Annotated in this window: 10 protein-coding genes; 4 read left to right on the top strand and 6 right to left on the bottom strand. The window is 61.3% G+C overall.

The features are described 5' to 3' along the window. Positions 1-184 precede the first annotated feature (184 nt). Positions 185-568, top strand: coding sequence for a DUF6088 family protein (locus NKI69_RS24650; protein WP_502900196.1), 384 nt, complete (start codon positions 185-187; stop codon positions 566-568). A 190-nt stretch (positions 569-758) separates the two neighbouring features. Here the strand turns inward: NKI69_RS24650 and NKI69_RS24645 are convergent, their stop codons facing one another. Both NKI69_RS24645 and NKI69_RS24640 read right to left on the bottom strand, forming a co-directional pair. Continuing rightward, the gene (locus NKI69_RS24645) at positions 759-1,574 is read right to left on the bottom strand and encodes a nucleotidyl transferase AbiEii/AbiGii toxin family protein (protein WP_352631274.1); all 816 of its coding nucleotides are present in this window, start codon (positions 1,572-1,574) and stop codon (positions 759-761) included. After that, positions 1,571-2,371, bottom strand: coding sequence for a type IV toxin-antitoxin system AbiEi family antitoxin (locus NKI69_RS24640; RefSeq protein WP_352722699.1), 801 nt, complete (start codon positions 2,369-2,371; stop codon positions 1,571-1,573). The genes NKI69_RS24645 and NKI69_RS24640 overlap by 4 nt, the downstream gene beginning before the upstream one ends. Positions 2,372-2,874: 503 nt before the next feature. On the opposite strand from NKI69_RS24640, the gene NKI69_RS24635 reads away from it, so the two are divergent. Both NKI69_RS24635 and NKI69_RS24630 read left to right on the top strand, forming a co-directional pair. Continuing rightward, on the top strand, positions 2,875-4,290 hold the full coding sequence (locus tag NKI69_RS24635) for a hypothetical protein (RefSeq protein ID WP_352722698.1): 1,416 nt from the start codon (positions 2,875-2,877) through the stop codon (positions 4,288-4,290). Continuing rightward, a complete protein-coding gene (locus NKI69_RS24630) occupies positions 4,280-6,868 on the top strand; it encodes a phospholipase D-like domain-containing protein (protein WP_352722697.1) in 2,589 nt (862 codons plus the stop codon). The genes NKI69_RS24635 and NKI69_RS24630 overlap by 11 nt, the downstream gene beginning before the upstream one ends. A gap of 529 nt (positions 6,869-7,397) precedes the next feature. Here the strand turns inward: NKI69_RS24630 and NKI69_RS24625 are convergent. Next, entirely contained in the window at positions 7,398-8,450 is a 1,053-nt protein-coding gene (locus tag NKI69_RS24625) for an ADP-ribosylglycohydrolase family protein (protein ID WP_352722696.1), read from the bottom strand. Positions 8,451-8,811: 361 nt separating this feature from the next. Here NKI69_RS24625 and NKI69_RS24620 point away from each other — a divergent pair, with 361 nt between their 5' ends. Beyond that, a complete protein-coding gene (locus tag NKI69_RS24620) occupies positions 8,812-9,243 on the top strand; it encodes a hypothetical protein (protein WP_352722695.1) in 432 nt (143 codons plus the stop codon). A gap of 240 nt (positions 9,244-9,483) precedes the next feature. Here NKI69_RS24620 and NKI69_RS24615 read toward each other — a convergent pair whose 3' ends face one another. From NKI69_RS24615 to NKI69_RS24605, 3 genes are read right to left on the bottom strand one after another with little or no spacing between them, the layout of a single operon-like run. Continuing rightward, positions 9,484-12,825, bottom strand: a complete 3,342-nt coding sequence (locus NKI69_RS24615; RefSeq protein WP_352722694.1) for a DEAD/DEAH box helicase — start codon at positions 12,823-12,825, stop codon at positions 9,484-9,486. Between the two features lie 22 nt (positions 12,826-12,847). Beyond that, positions 12,848-16,252: a UvrD-helicase domain-containing protein gene (locus NKI69_RS24610; protein ID WP_352722693.1), complete on the bottom strand. Its 3,405-nt coding sequence runs from the start codon at positions 16,250-16,252 to the stop codon at positions 12,848-12,850. Then, positions 16,252-18,912 carry a PD-(D/E)XK nuclease family protein gene (locus NKI69_RS24605; protein ID WP_352722692.1) on the bottom strand — a complete coding sequence of 887 codons (2,661 nt, stop codon included), beginning with the start codon at positions 18,910-18,912 and terminating at the stop codon, positions 16,252-16,254. Before NKI69_RS24605 ends, NKI69_RS24610 begins: the two co-directional genes overlap by 1 nt. Between the last annotated feature and the right edge of the window lie 125 nt (positions 18,913-19,037).

Raw genomic sequence — 19,037 nt, 5'->3', positions numbered from 1 at the left:
AAGAGTCAACCGGGATGGTGTCGTGCCCCTGCGGAAGGAGGCATTCGATGCTCGGGCCATATCCTTCAATGCGAAAATGCGAGTTCCATTTTTGGAGTTTGGGCGCCACGGAGTGTCCGAAAATTGTAGCATATTTCAGACATGCCCATAGTTGAGCCCGATACCGATCTTCGCTCGCCCCTGCTTGCCCGCATTTGAGTCCAAACCCGACGAGGTCTGGACCCCCGGCGACTTCGCCGATCTCGGCTCGCGCTCCGCCGTGGACAAAACCCTGCAGCGCCTGGCAGCCGCCGGGGAGCTGCGCCGGATCGACCGACGCCTCTATGACCGGGCGCGCACGAACAACCTGACTGGCCGCGCCACCGTACCGGATTGTCGCGCCGTGATCCGCGCCGTCATGCGCCGCGATCGGGCGCGCGCCGTCGTCGATGGTATGACGGCCGCCAACGACCTCGGCCTGACGACTGCCGTCCCCGCCCGAATAGAAGTGCTGGTCGATGCGCGGTTGAAGCCAATCAAGCTCGGCACGCAGGAAATCCACTTCAAATACGCTGCCCCTACCCGATAACTTTCATCGACGAAAAGGGCGTGCGATGCCTGTTTCAACCGCGATCACAGGTCACTATGCATTTGGTGCTAATCAACTTCAGATCATGCGCGCTCTGGACAAAGCGGTGCGTACCTGGAAAACCATCGCGGATTGAAGCTGTAGTTTCGAGAGGCGATGCATTCCTTGTCGCCAATCTCGCTTGGCATAGTTATGAAGCGCCCTTCCACGGCTCACCGGCAAGCCGCTCAATCAACGCGGCACCGACGGCATCGGCCGCCGCCAATAAATCCCAAGAATACCCGGTCGCGAGGAGCGGACTGATATCGGCGGTAAACTGCGGATCAGTGAGCTTCTGATGCATATTCTGCTCGAACAGGGCGCGCGTTATGGTGTGCCCGCCATGGCCCACGTAGGCCGCAAAGGTCTCGACGATGCGGCCGGGGTCGACGCCGTCATGCGTAAGGGCGACCGCCAGGTCGAACAGGTCGCGGCCCTTCTTGCGCTGATAGAGCGCGCGCAGTTTGGTGCCGAGAAGCTCGTCCAACTCGTAGGTCGGTATCTCGCACGCGCCTTCGAACCAGCGCGACGAAACGCCGAACGGCATCTGCTTGAAGCCGTGAACGGCGAAATGTTCGCGCGAATTGATTTCGACCTTCAGCCTCATATTGATCGGCGGAGCATCCTCCGACAAAAACCGGTACACAAAGGTTACGCGGCCTTCGGTCTGCTTCCAGCGCGGCGTGCCAAGCCAAGGGTCAAGCACTGACCGGAGGGCTTCCATGACCGGCCCCGCCGGCTCGGCGCGCATCTGCACGAGGTCGATGTCCTCGGAATAGCGCGCGGCCGGTTTGAGGTAGAGTTTGTAGAGCGCTGTGCCGCCGCGAAACGCCAGCGCTTCCGATAGAACGGGATGGGAAAATATCTCGACCAGCGCGCGGCAGATAACGAGGTCCTGCTCGACCTGGATGTCCTGAACCCAAGGGGCCTGTGACCGCCACTCGGTTATGTAGTCGCGCGGGATCACAGCTCGGCCTCCACGTCGGCGTTGATGTCGAGCTTCCAGCCTTCATCCCGTTCAGCGCCCTTGGCCTCCGCTGTCGGCAGCAGGACCGTCGCCTGCCGGGCATGTTTGCGGACATAGGATTTCAGTGCTTGCGCGCGCTCGCCTGCCTCCACGCGCTCCAGCAGATAGCCGAGCCGCTGCGCCCACGGGACAGGCGCCGTCTGCGCAGCGGTTACAAGCTTGTCGGGGTCAAGATTGTCGGCGAGTTCGCCGAGAATTGTCGCGACCTGGTCGAGACCGCCGACATGGTTGTAATAGCCGACAAGATCGACGGCCGTCGCCTCGGGCGTCGATACGAGAACCGTGCCGCGCGGCGTATTGAAGCTTTGCACGGGAATCGCGCTGATGTTCTTGCGCATGACGAAGGCGACTCGCACCGCGCCGCAGGAGATGGGGCGGCGGCTCTTAACAACCATCACCTGATATTCCTGGGGGCGGTGATGGGCCGCGCCATGAAACTGGGCGGCGGACAGCAGACCCGTATAGTAAGACAGGCCCAACCGTTTCATCAGCGCGGGAATAAACTGCTCGGCGGGCAGACAACCGAGAGAGCTGTATTCCGGAGGAACGATGACGTAGAACCCCCGGGCAGGGGAAGCGATCAAGCCTTGCTTCGCAAGCCGGTTCAGGGCCAGCTTGGCGGCATCGGCAGACACGCCCAAAGCGGACTGGGCATCGGCAGAGCTGAAATGATAGTGACCGCCGGCTGCCAAGCGGGAAATATAATCACGAGCATGCAGGCGCGATTCTGATTTCATATGCATAAAGTATTATTTTTTGATACGTTACGCAATTGATTTGGAGACGACGAATGGGGCGGCAGCACTCGGCCATCCCCGAGAGCGAGAGGGTCCTGCCCGCCACCCGGAAAATCCCCGCCTATGGACAGGCGGCAGGGATCGTTTCTTGGCAGCGGTTTGCCCCTTGCCAATCCGCGACGCTTCTTGGATTTGTAGTGCGTTGATTAATTGATAAGCTGATTTGAATATCAGGGTGGATATGGCAATGATTGCGGGGGGCATGATTTATGCAGATAGAGACGGCGTGGGTTAAGCCACCACTACAGATTGGAGGGCTTGATCATCTAGCTGTCCAGGCGCCCTGCATAAGCATATATGGACGGCTGCTCCCTGGCATCACTAACGTTACGGACAGAGCGCGATACTATTCTTTCTACCCTTGGCTTATATGGGCTCTCGACAAGGCCGGCCACCGGGAATTCAATGACGCCTTCATCGAGCGTTTTCGCCGGGCTGACTGTTTGTTCTGTCTTATCGCGCATCGCCATGCCGCTGTATGCGGCGGCGATGCTGACGATCATGCTGCAGCAATGGTGGGTAGTGATACTCTGGCAAGCGTCGCGCGGTCGCTGGGGGCCGACGGCACAATCCATCTGTCCGACTTCTCACTGCGGTCGGGGGCCAAGAAGCGATATTTCGCGAGTGATCTGGGTGGGCTCGGACAGTATTATCTCGGAGTCTTAAGAGAGCTTTCGATTATCGACGGCGATGCGTCCGCTGGGGTCCGCTATACTAGGCAAGTGGGGGCTGTCATCGCTGAACGAATGGATGCCAGCGTCAATCGACCGCTTTTCATGAAAGCGGTCGATGCCGACTTGGTTACCGCGTCGGAGCTGGATGCTCTACATGGCTTCTGCCCCTGCCAGCTTTGCAACAGTCCGGGTGAGCAGAAGATCCTCGGCGAGCTGTTCTTTGTTAGGGATCGTTTCCACGACAGCGAGGCGCTGCCGCGCCGCCGGTCGCTGCAATTGATATTGCAGCTTGCCGACCTTCTTTGTGCCCACGGTCAACAGCTCTCCGAGACGGCGTTTCGTGCTTGTACTTATGCGAGCAGCCTGCCCGGAGGCGAGCCGTGGACTATCTCTCCCGAATTATCCGGTACCCATGAGAAATGGGCGGTCTACGCTCGCAACGAGCTGCTCTCGGTTGCGGTGCAGGGGCTATTTTACGCCTTGCTAGATGCCTACGAAGCATCGACTCTTCGCTTCGATGCGAGCGCAGACATCGCAGACTGGTTCATGCAGCAATTTGAAGTTCTTGAAGCGTTGGAGGCTCTGGGACCGCAGAAGTCATTTTCGGAGTGTGTCGCGGACAGCAAGGCGTGGCTGCCCGACCTTACGCGCTGGAACGAGCAAATGCATGAAGTGCAGCTGACCGAGCGCATCACGTCGCTCTCACGGGCCAGCAAGTCGCCCCAGAACCGCAGAGAGATAGTTTTGGCTGCGCTGCGAACGCTGATTGCACTCGCAAGCAGGGCCGATCCTACCGATCGGCATTACGCCGACCTGGTGTTTGAGCCGGACTACTTCCGCTATTACCCGATTAATCTGGAGTCGTTTGCCCGCAATGCCACGGGCATTTGGGCCTCCACGACAATTCAAGATGTGCTCCGGTGGCTCTTGATCAACTGGGGCCTGGAGATGCACCTACGCGTGGCCCTAAGAAAACTTCGCAGCCAGTCGCAATCTACATTCAGAATACGCCCTTCTGATCGCGGGATGGAGGTCATTGCAATCCCGCCGGCTGTTCACACACGGCCTCGTTTCAATCAGGCTGTCCGGGTGCTCAAGGACATTGGCGCGCTTGAGAGAACCGCGTCGGGTTGGCAGCCCAGCATGCTGGGGCGCGCGCAGCTGGAGCTTACGGATGCTCCCTAAAATCTCGCTGATGGAGGAATTGAAGAAGGGGGGTTACGAAGCTTCGCTGACGACGACCTACAATGCGTATTTGCCCTTCTATGAAGAAGTGGTGCTGCGCCGGTTGGTCAATGCCGGCGTACGGCACAACGTCCTTCTAATGGATGCTCAGCAATATGCGGCCTCTTTGACGGTCCACCCGCCCCGACTTGCCGGCCGTCAGTACAGCCTTCTACCGGTGAGGGTTCCGGGCGCTTTTCATCCAAAGCTGGTTTTTCTGACGGGCAAGACCAAGGGAGCGATCCTGATCGGCAGTCACAATATGACCCTTGCCGGCTTCGGGTTTAATCGCGAGATGACAAATCTTGTGCGCATCCAAGGGGACGATGACGGTTCAGGGATAGCGCTTGCTCAAGCAGTCTGGACGGAAATCGAATACTGGCTGGACGCATTCACGGATGGCATCCCCGATCATGTCCGGGCTATGACACGACGTGTGAAGGAGTTCGCCCCTTGGATGAATGCGGCGGCGCTTCCTGATACGAGACTGAGGCTTCTTGCCGCTCGTCCGGGAGGGGAATCCCTATGGCAACAGTTCACCGCGCTGCTGGGGGGAGAAACTGCCCAGATTTCGATCGGCGGGGCTTTCTTCGATCAAAAGCTGAACTTCCTCCATCGCGTGAAGGAGGAGCTGCAACCGGGAAGGATGACTGTAGCCGTCGATCCCGGAACCGTGCAGATGCCCGTTCGCGCTCATGATCTTGAAGGCGTGTCCTTTGTCCGGGCTGACGGACTTGGTTGTGATGAGAACTCGGAAAGCCGGTATCTCCACGCCAAATTCGTTCTGGCAGAGCAGACCGGCGGTGCCTCCGTCTTTGCATCGGGTAGCGCGAACCCCAGTCGACCCGCATGGCTCGCCGACAAAGACAGCGGCAACGTCGAGCTGGTGCTCGCCCGCGTTGGCGATGATGCTCTGCTGACGGCAAATGCACTCGGATGCGGGGACATTCGCAACCTACCGGCGCTTACCACGGAGGACTGGGACGCCATCCAGATCAACCAGGCGCAGGAAAAGGACACCTCGTCCGCAGGCGTTCGCAGCGGCGTTGCGCTAGCCGAAGATACGCGCGTCCTCTTCGACATAAGCCTCCTGAAGGCTCTTGAGAACCTGGCTTTCACGTTGAACGCTCCTGATGGGAGCGAAATCTGCCAGGCGGGTGGGCTCACCGTCGAAGACGGTTTTGCGGTTCTGGATTTTGCGGCCCGTGACATCGATAAGGCCACTACACTCCACGGCATCATTGCAGGCGGCGTCGTGTTGAAACTTATCCTCCATCATGCTGGCATGGTAGAGGAGCAGGCCCGGAGCGGAACGCAGCGGCGCTTCAAGGAAGCTCTGCTCAGCCTGGACAGCGATACTCCTGACATCGCACTACTCATTCAGTGCATTGATAAAATCATATTTGACGAAGAGAACGCCCCCGCCCCGACCCAGCAGCTAAGGAAATCAGGCTCGCGCAGTACGGATCAGCCAAACGAATCCGATGTTCCTGAGACGCTGGCCATCGATGTGAGCGAGATGAAGAAGCGCGGCAAAAAGCGGCGCTTGGAACATTCTAGCGACTTTGCCTATCTGCTCGATGCCTTGATCTTCCACTTACGCATGCAGGAGGAAAGGTCGCACGAAGAGACCGATCGGTTTGGCCGCACTGAAGAAGAGCAGATTGGCGCTGACGACGATCCCGATGGCCAGATCACGAATCTTACGTCCGCAAAACAAGCTGATCTGCTTCGCATTTGTCATTCGAAGGTACGCACTATCATCAACAGGATGGTATCGCAGTTGAAAGCCCTCTCCGCAGGAACGCAACCCCTTACAAAAGTATTGGTACGCTTGTTGGGCGTGCTGGCTGTTCTTCGAGAACTGCGAACGTGCGATGGGCGTGTCGCCTGGGTCGCAAAAGGCACAACCACAGTTCCGCGGGATCAGCGGCTGCGTCTCCTGGAGGCAGTCATGTTGAATCTCTTCGAACGAGACTCCTCAATGTCCAATACGTCGCTGCTCAGCCTCGAACCACTTGGAGAGGATTTTCGGGATAGCGACGACGTGGCGCGGCTCAAGGGCTTGCTGCTTTGGCTGGCTTGGGACTGCGGACTGACATTGAATTTGCAGAAGCCTTTCAGGGAGAACCCTGAAGCAGGCGAGCAGAGGCTGAAACAGAATGCGATGATTCTTGCGCTCGCACAGATCATCCTTTCAGACGAAGCGGTGATCGATGAAGCACGTCAGAGCATCGGAGGCCTAACCTCAATCGAACTGGATTGGCTAAAGGATATTCAGCGATTGAGCGACGACTGCACTACGCATCGCGGGAATGTATCGGCGCTGCGACAGGGAGAGAATGCGGAAGCCGGCGACATCGCGTTCCATCGAACAGCCCAGGACTGGATTGTTCGAATGGTTGCGGGCCGCAACGGCAATAAAGTTTCCCTTATTGCGCTGAGGGAGGACAAGCCCCGCCTCGTCTACCGGGCCGAACATCTGGCTGTTGCGCAAGTCGCGGCCTGGAACTCATATCTCGAAGTCAAGCAGGGATAGGCTTTGCTTCATCTTTCGTCCCTTGTTAGGCCGAAACGCGGCGACGGCTCGACCTCGAAGATTTAGCCGCGCTCGCTGGTGCCCTATGCCTGGATTGTTGTATGGATGCGCTCGCTCGCCTCGCTCGCTGAGCTTCGCCGACGAACGGAAGAAGCTCGTCGGCGTTCGCCCAAGCGCCGCCTTCATAGCTTCATCGACCAGCCTGTCGACGTCGTTGTCGAAGGCTCCAGGCGGCAGCGATCCTGTCGATTGTCCAAAATGGCGTCGATAACCCGCCAGCCGCACCGTCGAATTCCGGCGGTCCCCTTCCGGACGGCGGAAAGCGGAAATGCCATCTATCAATTCTCATAGCCCAAGACCTCTCACCAGGTTGCGGGTCACGCCTCGGTTCGGTGTTGACGCACCATCGGGGGCCGCTTGCGTTCATGCCGCTGCGTGAACGGCCGGAACCGATCGGGATCCGAGACAGATCTCAAATGAAAGAAGCCGAGCCGACAGGGTTAATTTGTTGCGATGTCCTCTGGTTCACCTACCAGCCCGGATATCGGTCCCAGAAGGTTTCGGTTTCATAGCGACCTTCGATGATAGCCGCGAAGTCCCTCGCCAACGTCTCGATCACATCGCCAAGCTCCACACGTTCCACCCACGCCGTCGGTAGTGATCGGGGTCCATGCAAAGCCCCCACGACGTTTCCCGCTATCGCGCCAGTCGAGTCGGAATCGCCGCTATGGTTGACCGCCGCGATGATCGCCTCGCGAGGGTCTTCAGCGGCGAGCGCGCAAAGAACGGCGATCGCGAGCGCCTCTTCTGCAACCCAGCCCTCGCCAAGCTCGGACAGCCTATCGCGCCAATCTGTTGCACTGCTTAGTTGCGCCGCGTGCCGGAGCGCGTCCTGGACCTCGCGGGCGTCGTGTTCGCTCTGCAGGATCGATAGTGCCTGCTCGACGGCATGCGGAAGTGGCTCTCCTTGCGCCACAAAGGCAATGATCGCCGCGAGCGCTCCGGATGAAAAGGCAGCGGAGGGATGCCCATGCGTGGTTCTTGCTGTCTCCATCGCGAGACTGAAAGCGTGGTGCGGGTTATCGACTGCGAAAAAGCCGAAGGACGCGTCCCGCATGACCGTCCCGCAGCCTTTGCTGTTGTTATTCGCGGCGCTGCCGAATGACCTACTTTCCCGAAGTGCAGACAGACAAGTATTTCCAGGTGCCCTTCGCGTCCAAAGCCTCTTCTCGCGGATCAGCCAGCCGTCGAGTTCGTCGTCGGATGAGAGTTGCTCGAATGGCTGATCCTGTGTGACGAGCCAGCGCTTGTAAGCATGATGCACGACAGCCGGCGGATGTCCGATACCCTTCTCAGACATTCGAATGGCAGCCCTAATCAACCCGTCGACCGTAAAAAGGGTCATCTGCGTGTCGTCAGTGATCGCACCAGTGACGCCGTAGGCTGCATCGAAGTCCAAGATTCCCTGCGAGCCATATCGAGCGGTAATCTCCTCCAGCTTGAGAAATTCTACGGGAGCGCCAAGAGCGTCTCCGCACGCGCCTCCCAACAGGCAGCCATAGATGTGGTCATACAGCGTCAATGACATCTCCTGCGTCTGATATGGATATGCGGGTGTGTAGCTTTCCGCACGGATAAGTCTGGAACGATGATGCGATGCTACGCGCCTTCCGGAGGTGCAGTTTATGCAAGGGCGCCAGAACATCGATACGACTCATGCTTTGATCTTAATGGATTCATTGAATTGCTTGGATGAAATTTGAACAGTTGGGGGGAGCTGAGTGGCGCATCCGCATGGGCGGCTCTGAGCGCTGCACCTCATAGGGCGCGACTGCGGTGTTCAACGCCGCCAATGCGACAATCTGACTGAAATTGGCTGTTGCACGTGCGTACTATTGCCGCGATATCCGCAGCCAGACTCATAAGCAGCCGGAGAAAGAATTATGGCCGATACCGCATTCTCGAAGGCTCTCGTCACGATCGACTGGGAGGAAGAAAAGCTTCTCGTGTTGCGCTGCCCCATCACGGGTGAAGTCGTCGCTGCAGGATACGATCCGGCGACCGGGGAGTTTGGTTACGGAGAGCACGTTCCAGAGTGGGAAAACATCCCCACGGTTCTGTTTCACTACACGCCCGAGACGGGCGAGTTCGACTTCATCCGGCCGCAGCTCAAGGAAGAGATCGACAGGAAGCGCCAAGAACTGGAAGCGGCCGATGGCGACGAGGAGTTCGACGATTTCGATGTCCTGCAGGAACACCTGCCGTCCATCGGGAAGGTTCCGCTCGTTTTTTGCATCGAAACCCACGGCATCGCAACGGGGCCGCTGACCTCAACGGTTTATGTTGGTCTCGATCTGGCGGCGGCCTCGGCGTAGTGCATACCGGGGATCAGGACGCTGCCCGGGGCTGTGCTGATCCTTCCGGTGATCGCCGTTGTATCGCCAAGCCGCGCGAGTTTATTCTCCATCCCGTCAACCGGATTCGGTTCAGGTCTGCGGCGAGCGCCTTGTGCGCATCTTCCGGGGATAGGTTTTCCTGAGCCAATGCAAGTGACGACATTGGTCGCCGCACCTTTGTTTTGGGCGACCAGCGCCGCTGTTGAATGAACCTGGGCATCAGTCGCTACCGATGATCCGCAGGCGCATGGCACGGGTCTCCAGCAGATATGTCTCGACGCCGGCAAGCAGGTGCAGACCTTCCTCGCCAATCGCTTGGCGGGAAAGACCGGGCTGCACAATGCGAACGTCGTATTCGAAGCGATGGTCCTGCCAGCCGGCTTTCAGCTTCTTGATCATGGCCGCCGAACCCCTCTCGATCCGCGAGCTGAGCCCCCTGTCACGCCGCATCTGTTCCCGCTTCAGCATGTGCTGGAGCATCCGGTTGGGCCGATCACGCCACCTGGCCGATTTCTGAGCTTGCCCGCACACCTCGTAGAGGTCGTTGAGCCGAGCGCCGGGCGTTGCGGCGCTTGAATATTTGCAGTGGAACAAGGTCACCGACACGACGCTGTCGGTGATGCGCAACGTGACCACATCAGCGATTTCACCTTTGCCATCGTCGTCAAAGATGACGTCATAGGGCTCGGTGTCGGCCAACAAGGTTTCGATGACGAGGCGCTGTACAGAATCAATCCGCTTCTCGACGCCCTGCGCTTCGGCGCGGATGTTGGTTTTCGACCAGTCCCACACCTCGATCTTCTCGGGCGGATAGGGCTGGACCATTTCGTCCTCGGGCAGGGCATAGAGGTGGCTATAGATCAGCAGGGAGCCGTCACCGAAGTCGATCTGCGGTGCATCATCGGCAAAGGACTCCGAAAGCGTCTGGATCTTGCTGCCCACCTTGATCGTCGCCTTGGGTCCGTTGCGCTGGGGGTAGCGCGCTCCGCCATCGGCAAAGACGATCTCGAACTCGGCGGACTGGTCGTCGCTTCGCACCGCAAAGCGGAGCGGCCCTGTTCGCGCATTGTCGAGCAGCTCGATGTCGCATTCTGTGAACACGACTGGTTTGTCGCCAAAGGTGATTTCGATCCGGTCTTCGATCTGCATCAACAGCGATTCCGGCCAATGAATCGCCACGGGCGGGACCGCCGGGCGATCACTGATCTGGCGCGGACGCATAGCGCTCTTGAACACACCGTCGGTGGTGATGCCGGGATCATTCACGGCGCGGCCGACATCCTGACACCAGTCGACCCAGTCGGTGAGATCACGTACCTTGGAGATCGACCAGAACTTGCCTTTGGCCGAGCAGCCTCGCGAAGCCGGCGCGCCGTCGAGAAACCCGGTGGCGAAGACGTTGTTCTTGATCCGTGACTGGGATTTGGCGCTGTCCAGCCCGTCGGCCACATCGACGCCCATGTACATGGAATAGCGAACGCCGCGGCCCTGATGGTGAGTGAGGCCGAGGTTACGCAGGATCAGGCGCTTGAAGCCGTGCAGGCTGCGGAAGACATCTTCGCCCTCGACGCGGCGGGCCGTCTCGCCGCAAACGGCCTTGGCCAGGCGGTCGAACGGTCCCTTGGCTGAACTACTGATATAGAGCAGGCCGCTTGCCTGGTCCCAATGCAGCATATGCAGGTCCCACGTCACGTTGATGGCGTGTTGCGCCGTCGTCCAGCGGGCCTGTTCCTCCGCCCGGGTGACGAAGATCGCCACGCGCTGGTGCGGATTGATTTTCATGCGGAGGTAGAAGCCGGGGTCGTATAGATCTTCGGCTTGGAAGGGATCCCAGCCATCGCACGAAGTCCGGTACACGACCGCGTTCATCTTCGGCTCGAGGGTTTGCAACGGAATATCGTCGAGATCGCCGGTGAAGCCCTTGAACATCTCGGCACGCCGGACCTGGCGCTCGATCTTGGCCGAGCTCAGCGCCTCAACCAGCGCGTTCCAATCAGCGTCTTCGGCATAGAGCTTCGCCAGTGATCGATCGATGTCGTCGATGCCGGTGTTGGCGATGACGGTCGCATCACCCAAGGTTGGGTCTTGGCGAGTGAAGCGGCCAACAAACTGGATCGTGACCGCGATGCTTTTGTGGTGGTCGTGCAGAGCCGCGATTTTCAGTTCGGGAAGGTCGAACCCTTCACCCAGCATGTCGACACACACGATGATCCGGCTCTCGAATCGTCGAAGCGCTGCAAGATTTTCGCGTCTCTCCCGCAGCGGCTGCTGGCTGTGAACGATGACTGGCCGATGTTCCGGATAACTCTCGGTATACAGCCGGTGCAAGTGCTTTGCGCGTTCGATGGTGCTGCAACGGGCCATGGCGAGGTGGTTGAGGCCAGCCGCGAGGTCCTCGGCAAGGACTTCGCCTAGCTTTTCGGCGATCGCCAGGTCGGCGTCAGGACGATCAAGTCCGAAGACGGCCTCGAACCGGATCGGTTTGAAATAGCCTTCTTCCTGCGCCTTCTTCAGGGGATAGGTATAGATGAACTCGCCGTCCACGCGCCGCCCATCCTCGCGAAACGGGGTGGCGGTAAACTGGACGATCGGGATCGGTGGTTTGCGGTCGACGAAGAGACTGCGAAATTCCGACCATGTCCGGGCGCCGATATGGTGTGCCTCATCGATGAAGAGCGCTGCGGCTCGCGCCGCCATCTGTTCTTGAACCTGGGGTTCTGCCCGCCCGGCGATGTGCATGGTTGTGACGATGACGTTGGCCGTGTCGAAGATTTGATCGACCTCGGCAACAGACGCGGGGATGTGCGCAAGACGGACCACCACGGGATAGTCGGCTGATGCGTCGAGGCACGCCTGACTCTTGAGGACGCCAAAGGTTTCGAATTTCCCGGCGATCTGTTCGCGAAGGGCGTCGGTTGGCACCACGACCAGTAACCGATCAAACTGCTGGCTAGCGTTCAGGGCCAGCATGGTCTCTGTCTTGCCCGTGCCGGTCGGCATGACGATGGTCGCGGGCTCGGTCGAGCGTGTCGCATGCGCGAGGGCCGCGTGGAGTGCGCCGATTTGGGGTCTCCTCAGTCCGGGGACGGCTGGCTTGCCATCCGCGGCCGCCCGGCCTTCGCGCAGATGGAAGGCGTCATCCCAGGATACGGTAACGGCCGCAAGCCGGGTCGTCATATCTGGAACGCTTACCAGAGCGGGATTGAGGGGCGTAGGACGAAGCCAACGCCCTTCTCCACGCTCCAGCGCTGCCTTGATTTCCTCTGGGTGCTGGGCATCGGGTACGAGCAGGACGAGGTCAGCATCCAGCTTAGTCGCCGTTTTTCCGCTGAGTACGATGAGGGTCTGGCCGTTTGACAGCGTCGTCTCAAATCCACCGACCCGCCGAACCGTGAAAGGCTTGAGCCGGCAAATGGCTTGTATCGATGGCCCCGCCTGCTGGCGCGTCGTGCTGCCCAAGACTCTGCCCTCGACGGCCATTCGCGCCGGGAGGAGCAGCGACACCTCCTCGGTGAAGAGGTCGTCCTGTCTTGGAGCGGTGGCGTCTGTTCGTGCGTGCATCGATCCCCCCTGCGCCGGCCGCCTACGCCGCGACCGCGGCGACTGGCGAAGGCGCAACCGCGAGGATTTCGCCCGACGTCACCAGTACGATCAGCCCCCGTTGTGTCCCGGTCATATCAAGATAGTTCCGTACCTGGGCGCGATAGTGCTCGATGGCCTCCGGGCTTGGCTGAACATCGCTCTTCCAGTCGACGACGACCTGCGGTTTTCCGTCAGGCGCAAAACTGATGGCGTCCGCGATGCCTGCGGTCGCCTGTTCAAGATCGTCGACAAACGCCGAGGCATAGACCGGAAACTCCGGCGCAAGGGTCGGCCGAAGCTCGGCGATTTCGGGCAAGGCGAGGGTGCGAGCCACGCAGCCTGCGAGCTCGGCCGGCGAAAGACCTTGGGCGGGATCATCAACCACCGGGCTGTCGATCGTGGCGATGAGCACCTGCGCGCGTTTGGCCAGAGACGCCACATCGTCGGGCGTTTCGCCGGTCAGAACCTCCTCGAAAAGCTTGTGCAGGATCAGACCACGTTCGCGTCCGCCCTGGACGCTGGCGGGGGTGGCATCGTCATGAGGCTGACCCGCGTCGCTTGCTGCCCAGATTTCTACCGCTTCGGGTGTCACAACAGGCCCGGTGCTGGATTCGTCGCGGCTTGGCGCTAGCCAGGTCAGGCGGCGATGACGGTCTGCGATGGCAGCGGCTTCGGCCGCAAAGATCTCCCGTGTCTGCGGGTTGCTCTGGCCGGCCGGTGCTGCTCCCACGTCCGGCGAGAGATGTGACAGATCGAGCGCCGGAAGCTCGCCGATCGACAAATCAAGGAGGGAGATCCAGGCCGATTTCGACGGCGCGGCGTCAAGCCGAGGCAGGACAAGCAGCTCGCGCGCCCGGGTGGCGGCGACATACCAGAGCCGGATGCGCTCGCGATCAAGCTCGGCTTTTTCCGCGTCGCGGGCGTCGTCATACCCGACCGGTCGGACGCCAAAGACTGGGCAATAGAAAATGTCGCTGTCGCGATCGGTCACCGCGCTTTCCGGCGCCATGATCCCTGTCATCGTATTGACGGGCACGACGATCGGCCATTCCAGGCCCTTAGCGGCGTGCATGGTGTAGAGGGCGATGGCCTCTTCCTGGGCGTCGGGTCGTCCTTCAACGGCACGCGATTCGTCGGTCCAGGCCGCCGTCATGGTCTCGGCATAGGCGCGAAGGCCCCGAACCGCAAAGGCGGAGGTCAGACTCAGATAGAGATCGACGTTGGCGAGTGCGCGTTCCGCCTGTCCCCGGTGCCGTTCGAGCAGGATCGGGCGTACCCGCATCACATCGACTGCCTGCGACAGGAGGTCGTGCGGCGTGGTGCTGTTGGTCCGACGGTAGAGCGTTTGCAGCTTCTCGATGGTGGTCCGGGCAAGCGTGTGTTCGATACCGCTGGCATCGACCCCGAGATCGAGCCGGGGCAGCGCATCCGGGTAGCCCTCGGAGCGCGGCAGCGTCCAGATAATGTCGAGAGGCTCCTCCTCGGTCAGGCCGACGAGCGGGCCGCGCAGCAGTGCGCCCAAAGCGAGGGTGTCGCGCCGATCGGCGAGGACGCGGGTCAGGGCGATGAGGTCTTGGATTTCCTGGCGGCGAAACAGTCCCTTGCCCGCCTGGGTCGCGACCGGAATGCCGTGTCGTTCCAGCGCCTCTTCATAGCGCCACAGATCGCTGCCGGTAGGGGCGAGCAAGGCAATGTCGCCCGGCCGGCAGACCCGGCTGGCGCCGCTCCGGCGATCGAGGATCATCTCGCTGCCGATCAGGCGGGCGCACATTTCGGCGACCGCCTCGGCCTCGGCGTCACGCTGCTGTTCGGCGGTGGCCTTACCGTTTTCGTCGGCGACCGCGACGTCTAGAGCTGCGACAGACAGCGCCTCTCCGCGATCAGAGTGGAACGGGTCGAGCGCGGTGAAGCCCGGCTGTCCCTCGCTCGATAGCAACGTCTCGAAGCGCTCGTTCACATAAGTGAGAATAGGGGCGCACGAGCGAAAGTTGGTCGAGATCGACAGGACACTGTCCGGAATCTGGGCGAGAAACGCATCGCGTGCCCGCACATAGGCGCTGACATCAGCGCCACGGAAACGATAGATTGCCTGCTTGGGATCGCCGACCAGGAACAGTGCGCCGGGACGGATTTGAAAAGTCGACCAGTCGGCGGTCGAACCGTCTGCGGGCGGTTCGCCGCAGAGGCGCCAGAAGATCTCGGTTTGTAGCGGGTCGGTGTCCTGAAACTCATCGACAAGGACATGGGCGAAACGCGTCGCCAGCGACCGGCGAACATCATCATGATCGCGCAGCAAGCCGCGCGCCGCGAAGATTAAATCGTCGAAATCGAGCAGAGCTGCTGAACGCTTGTGGTCGCGGAAGCGGAGCAGAACCGGCTGCACCTGGGCGATCAGATCGGCGAGCACGCGGCTGGCGGCATTCTGGAGCATTGTCTGCCATGCCTCGCGGCACGCCACATAGTGCCCTTCGGCAGCCGTGTTGAGGCGCTCGCCATCAGCCTTGGCCAAGCCCTCGCGCTTGGCCGCGTCGACCCATTTGCCCTTCTTCTTGAACGCGGAGAAGGCTCCGCTCTTGGTGCAAAGATCGCGGTGCGGCTGCGATACTAGCAGGCGGACCAGCCCAGCCGGCGTTTCGGCAACGGAAGCGTCATCAAGGGCCTGCGCCATTTCGGCAAACCGCTCGGCGATCGTCGCTGTTTCTTCCTCGACCGCGGGCGCGGTGCGGATGAACTCGGCGAAGGAGTCCGCTGCGGTGAGGAAGGTTTGAAGGTGCGGCGTCAGCGGGGTGACCGCCGGGGCGGACACCGTTCGACGCCGGCGCAGGTTCGCGACGATCTTGTGGATCAGCCCGACGGTCTCACCGGGATTATGAAGTACCATTTCGGCGATGATGCCGCCTTCGCCACCTGAGAGTTGCTCCCGCAGCCAGGCCTCGACGATCTCGATAAAGGCGAGGTCAGCCTGGTTGCGATCCATCACACTGGCGCCCGGATCGATATCAGCTTCGACCGGATAAGGCTTGATCAGGCGCTGGCAGAAGCCGTGGATGGTCGAGCAGGTGATCTCGTCGATCGCGGCGCTCGCTGCCGCCAGATGGGCTTTCTGGGTGTCCGACAGACCGCCGAGCAAGGCGATCCGCAGTTCGGGCGGAATTTGTCCCGCGCAGAGGTCGCTGACGAAGTCGCGCACCCGGATCAGAAGCTCGCTGGCCGCCAGTTCTGTAAACGTCACCGCCGCGATGGATTTGGGCGCGATGCCTTCGGCCAGCATGACCGCGATACGACCGGCCATGACGGCCGTCTTGCCGGACCCAGCGCCAGCCTCGACCAGAATCGAGCAATCATGCACACTGATCGCGTTGCGGCGGGCCGCGTCATCGCGAAGGTCTTTCGTTACAGCGGTCATTACTGCGCCTCCCAGACTTGTGCGGCGTTGCCAAACCGTTCGGTCGCGGCCGAAAGCTTGCGCTTGCAATAGGTGGCGCCCGCGTTCGCCGGCAGCGCAAATGCCAGGTCGTCATAGGTCCCGCCCGTATCCGGCCCGATGAGGGCGTTGCCAGCCGTCAGATTGATGCTAGCCGCCCGGAGATATCCGATGATCTCAACCAGCGTGGCTTCGGGATCGTCGAGTTGCAGGTCGATTTGGTCGCGCGGATAGAGCAGCGACGCGCTGATCGGGACATCAGCGCCCAGCAACGCCTTCACGGCAAAAGCATAGAGGCAGCGCTGCAATTCCCGGCCACCGTCCAGGCCGATGTTGTCCTTGGGTGGCCTGCCAGTCTTGTAGTCGCGGACCAGGACGCGCTTGCCATCGCCTGAGATGTCGAGGCGATCGATGTAGCCGGCAATGCGAAACCCGGCGTCAGGGATTTCGACGACGGTGGCCGAATCCCACGGGCTGTCGGCATCCGAGTTGACGCTAAGCCCGCCAAACGCCACTTCGCCATAGGATCGGGCGTCCGGCAGACGCTCATCACCATAAGTCAGCGCGCGGCTGGTGAGCAGGCGCGCTTCATCCAGCGTCCGACGCCAGATCACAGCGGGCGGAACGGCGCGTTCGCTCTCCCAGACACCCGAAACCTCGACGGCGGCGTTCTGCACCGCCGTTGCGATCTGGTTTTCGTCGGCCTTGGCGAGGCCGCCCGCGGCTTCCAGCTTTTGAAGCGCGAGGTCGAGCGTCATGTGGACGAGGTCGCCCATACCGAGCGCATCGAGAACCAGGGGATCGGTCCCGCTATCGGGCATCTGCAAGTGCATCCCGTATTTCCAGAGGAAGCCGAGCGGGCTCCGCAGAAGGAGCTTGAGCGAACTGGCCGACTGAGTTCGGGCCAGAATGGCCAGCAGAAGGGGATGGTCCGCCCGAACCAGCCCGTCGTGCGGCGTGATCTCCTTGCGGTGCCAGTCGCGCCAGCAGGTCGTTGCGCTGATCGCCTGCGGTTCGTGCGCAAACTCTTGCGGACGCGCCATCAGCCGGTCGGTTTCGCTGAAAGCGTGGAGCGGGACCGCATTGCGCCGGATGTAAGTCTCGCCGGCGTGATTGCCGAGCAGAGAACTGCGACCGAGAAGTCTGCCTTCGCTGTCGCGGCGAGACCGCGAGAGAATGATCTGGTGCTCGGTCGTCGCGAGAATGGTTTCGAAATCCCGCCGGTCAGCCGCACCGATTGGGAGTGGATCGAGCTCGAGGGTTGGAATGATGTGGTCGGAGATCAGGCGATCTTCCGAAATGCCGCGCGGCCAACGCGCCGAGTTGAGGCCGACGAGCCGGACGAACCGGCGCGGCGACGAGGCCAATGCGCTGGCCGGCATCCAGGCGACGGAGACGCAGGCCTCCAGGCCGTCATCCTGTTTCAAGGTTTCGAGGGTCGCGTCGAGCGATCCGGAAGGACCGGCCAACAGCGCCTTGCGCCAGATCGCCAGCGCTCGACCATTGAGAAGCGCAGCGCCGATTTCCTCTGCGGCGATGTGGCCCTTGGCGAGGAGCGCGACGATGCCGCGCAGCGTCGCGGCATGATCCTGCGCGTCGGGCCAGTCAGCCGGCGTCAGGCGATCGAGCAAGCGGGTCCAGGCGGCGGCAGAAGCCAGCGGCGCGTCCGACGGAAGGACGCGCATCCAACCCGGGGGCAAGGTCTGGAACGGGCCTGCTGCCGATCCGCAAAGTCCAGCCAGGCGGCGCATACGGGTCTGCGACAGGCCTCGGATGAGGATGTCGGCGAGCGCGGCGGCGGCTTGGCCGTCCCGCGTTGTCGTGACTTTGATCCCGTGAACGAAGTGAAGATCGAGATTGGCGTCGGCGCGAAGTGAGAGGAAATGGTCGTCATACTCGGCCGTCGAGGCGCCTGCGATGGCGACGTCAGCGGGGACGGCTTCCCCGGAGGCCAACAGGCTGCGGGCCCAGCGCACGGCTTCAATGACCTCATGATAGGCCGTGGCCGCGCTGACGGCGCTGATGGCGGGCGTTTGAGGGCTTGTCCGGCTGACTGCCACACCCGCTGCTTCGAGCCAAGCGGGTGTGGAACGCGGACCCGCGGTCCACGTCACTGCGGTATGGGCGGTCAGCGCCTGAAGGAGGGGACGCCAACAGGGCGACAACTCGGTGATCCCGATGATCTCGACCGGGCCGAGCACGGCCTTGGCATGACCAAGGCGCAGACTGGCCGCGGCGACGAGATCGACCGGGCGCATCATCCCTGACGGCAGTTGCGCCAGCACCGCGGTTTCAAGCCGCGCGATGGAGTCGAGGCGGGGATGGTCCGCTGCGCGCGCGGCCAGGTCGATCCCCGCGCGCCAGACCTTGTGAAGGGTGTCGGCCGACGCATCGACCATACCGGGAAGCAGTTTGATGCTTTCCAGTTCGCCGAGCGGGGTGGACGGCAAGACCGCCTGGATCGCGGCGCGCAAACTCTCATCGTCGATCGGCCTGGCGAACCCGCCGGCAAGGCGAACCGCCAATTGTTCAAACGACATGATCTGAAGGCCGTGCTGGCGTTCCCGCGCGGCGGCGAGTCGACGCTCGCGCATTGCTAGGCGCCCGTGGGCGATGATGGTTCGTCTGCCTGATGCTTCCATCACTTTTCCGCCCTAACCCCCGTGGAACCGCGCTTTCTGAGGAACGAGGCGACGCACCCGTCCACTGCGACGCATTCCGCCTTGACCCAAGCACCCTTCGCGAATAGAAAATAGATGGATCGTAT

The sequence above is a fragment of the Mesorhizobium sp. M0491 genome (assembly GCF_040321265.1).
Classification (GTDB): domain Bacteria; phylum Pseudomonadota; class Alphaproteobacteria; order Rhizobiales; family Rhizobiaceae; genus Mesorhizobium.
This window is presented reverse-complemented; position numbering and strand designations above follow the sequence as displayed.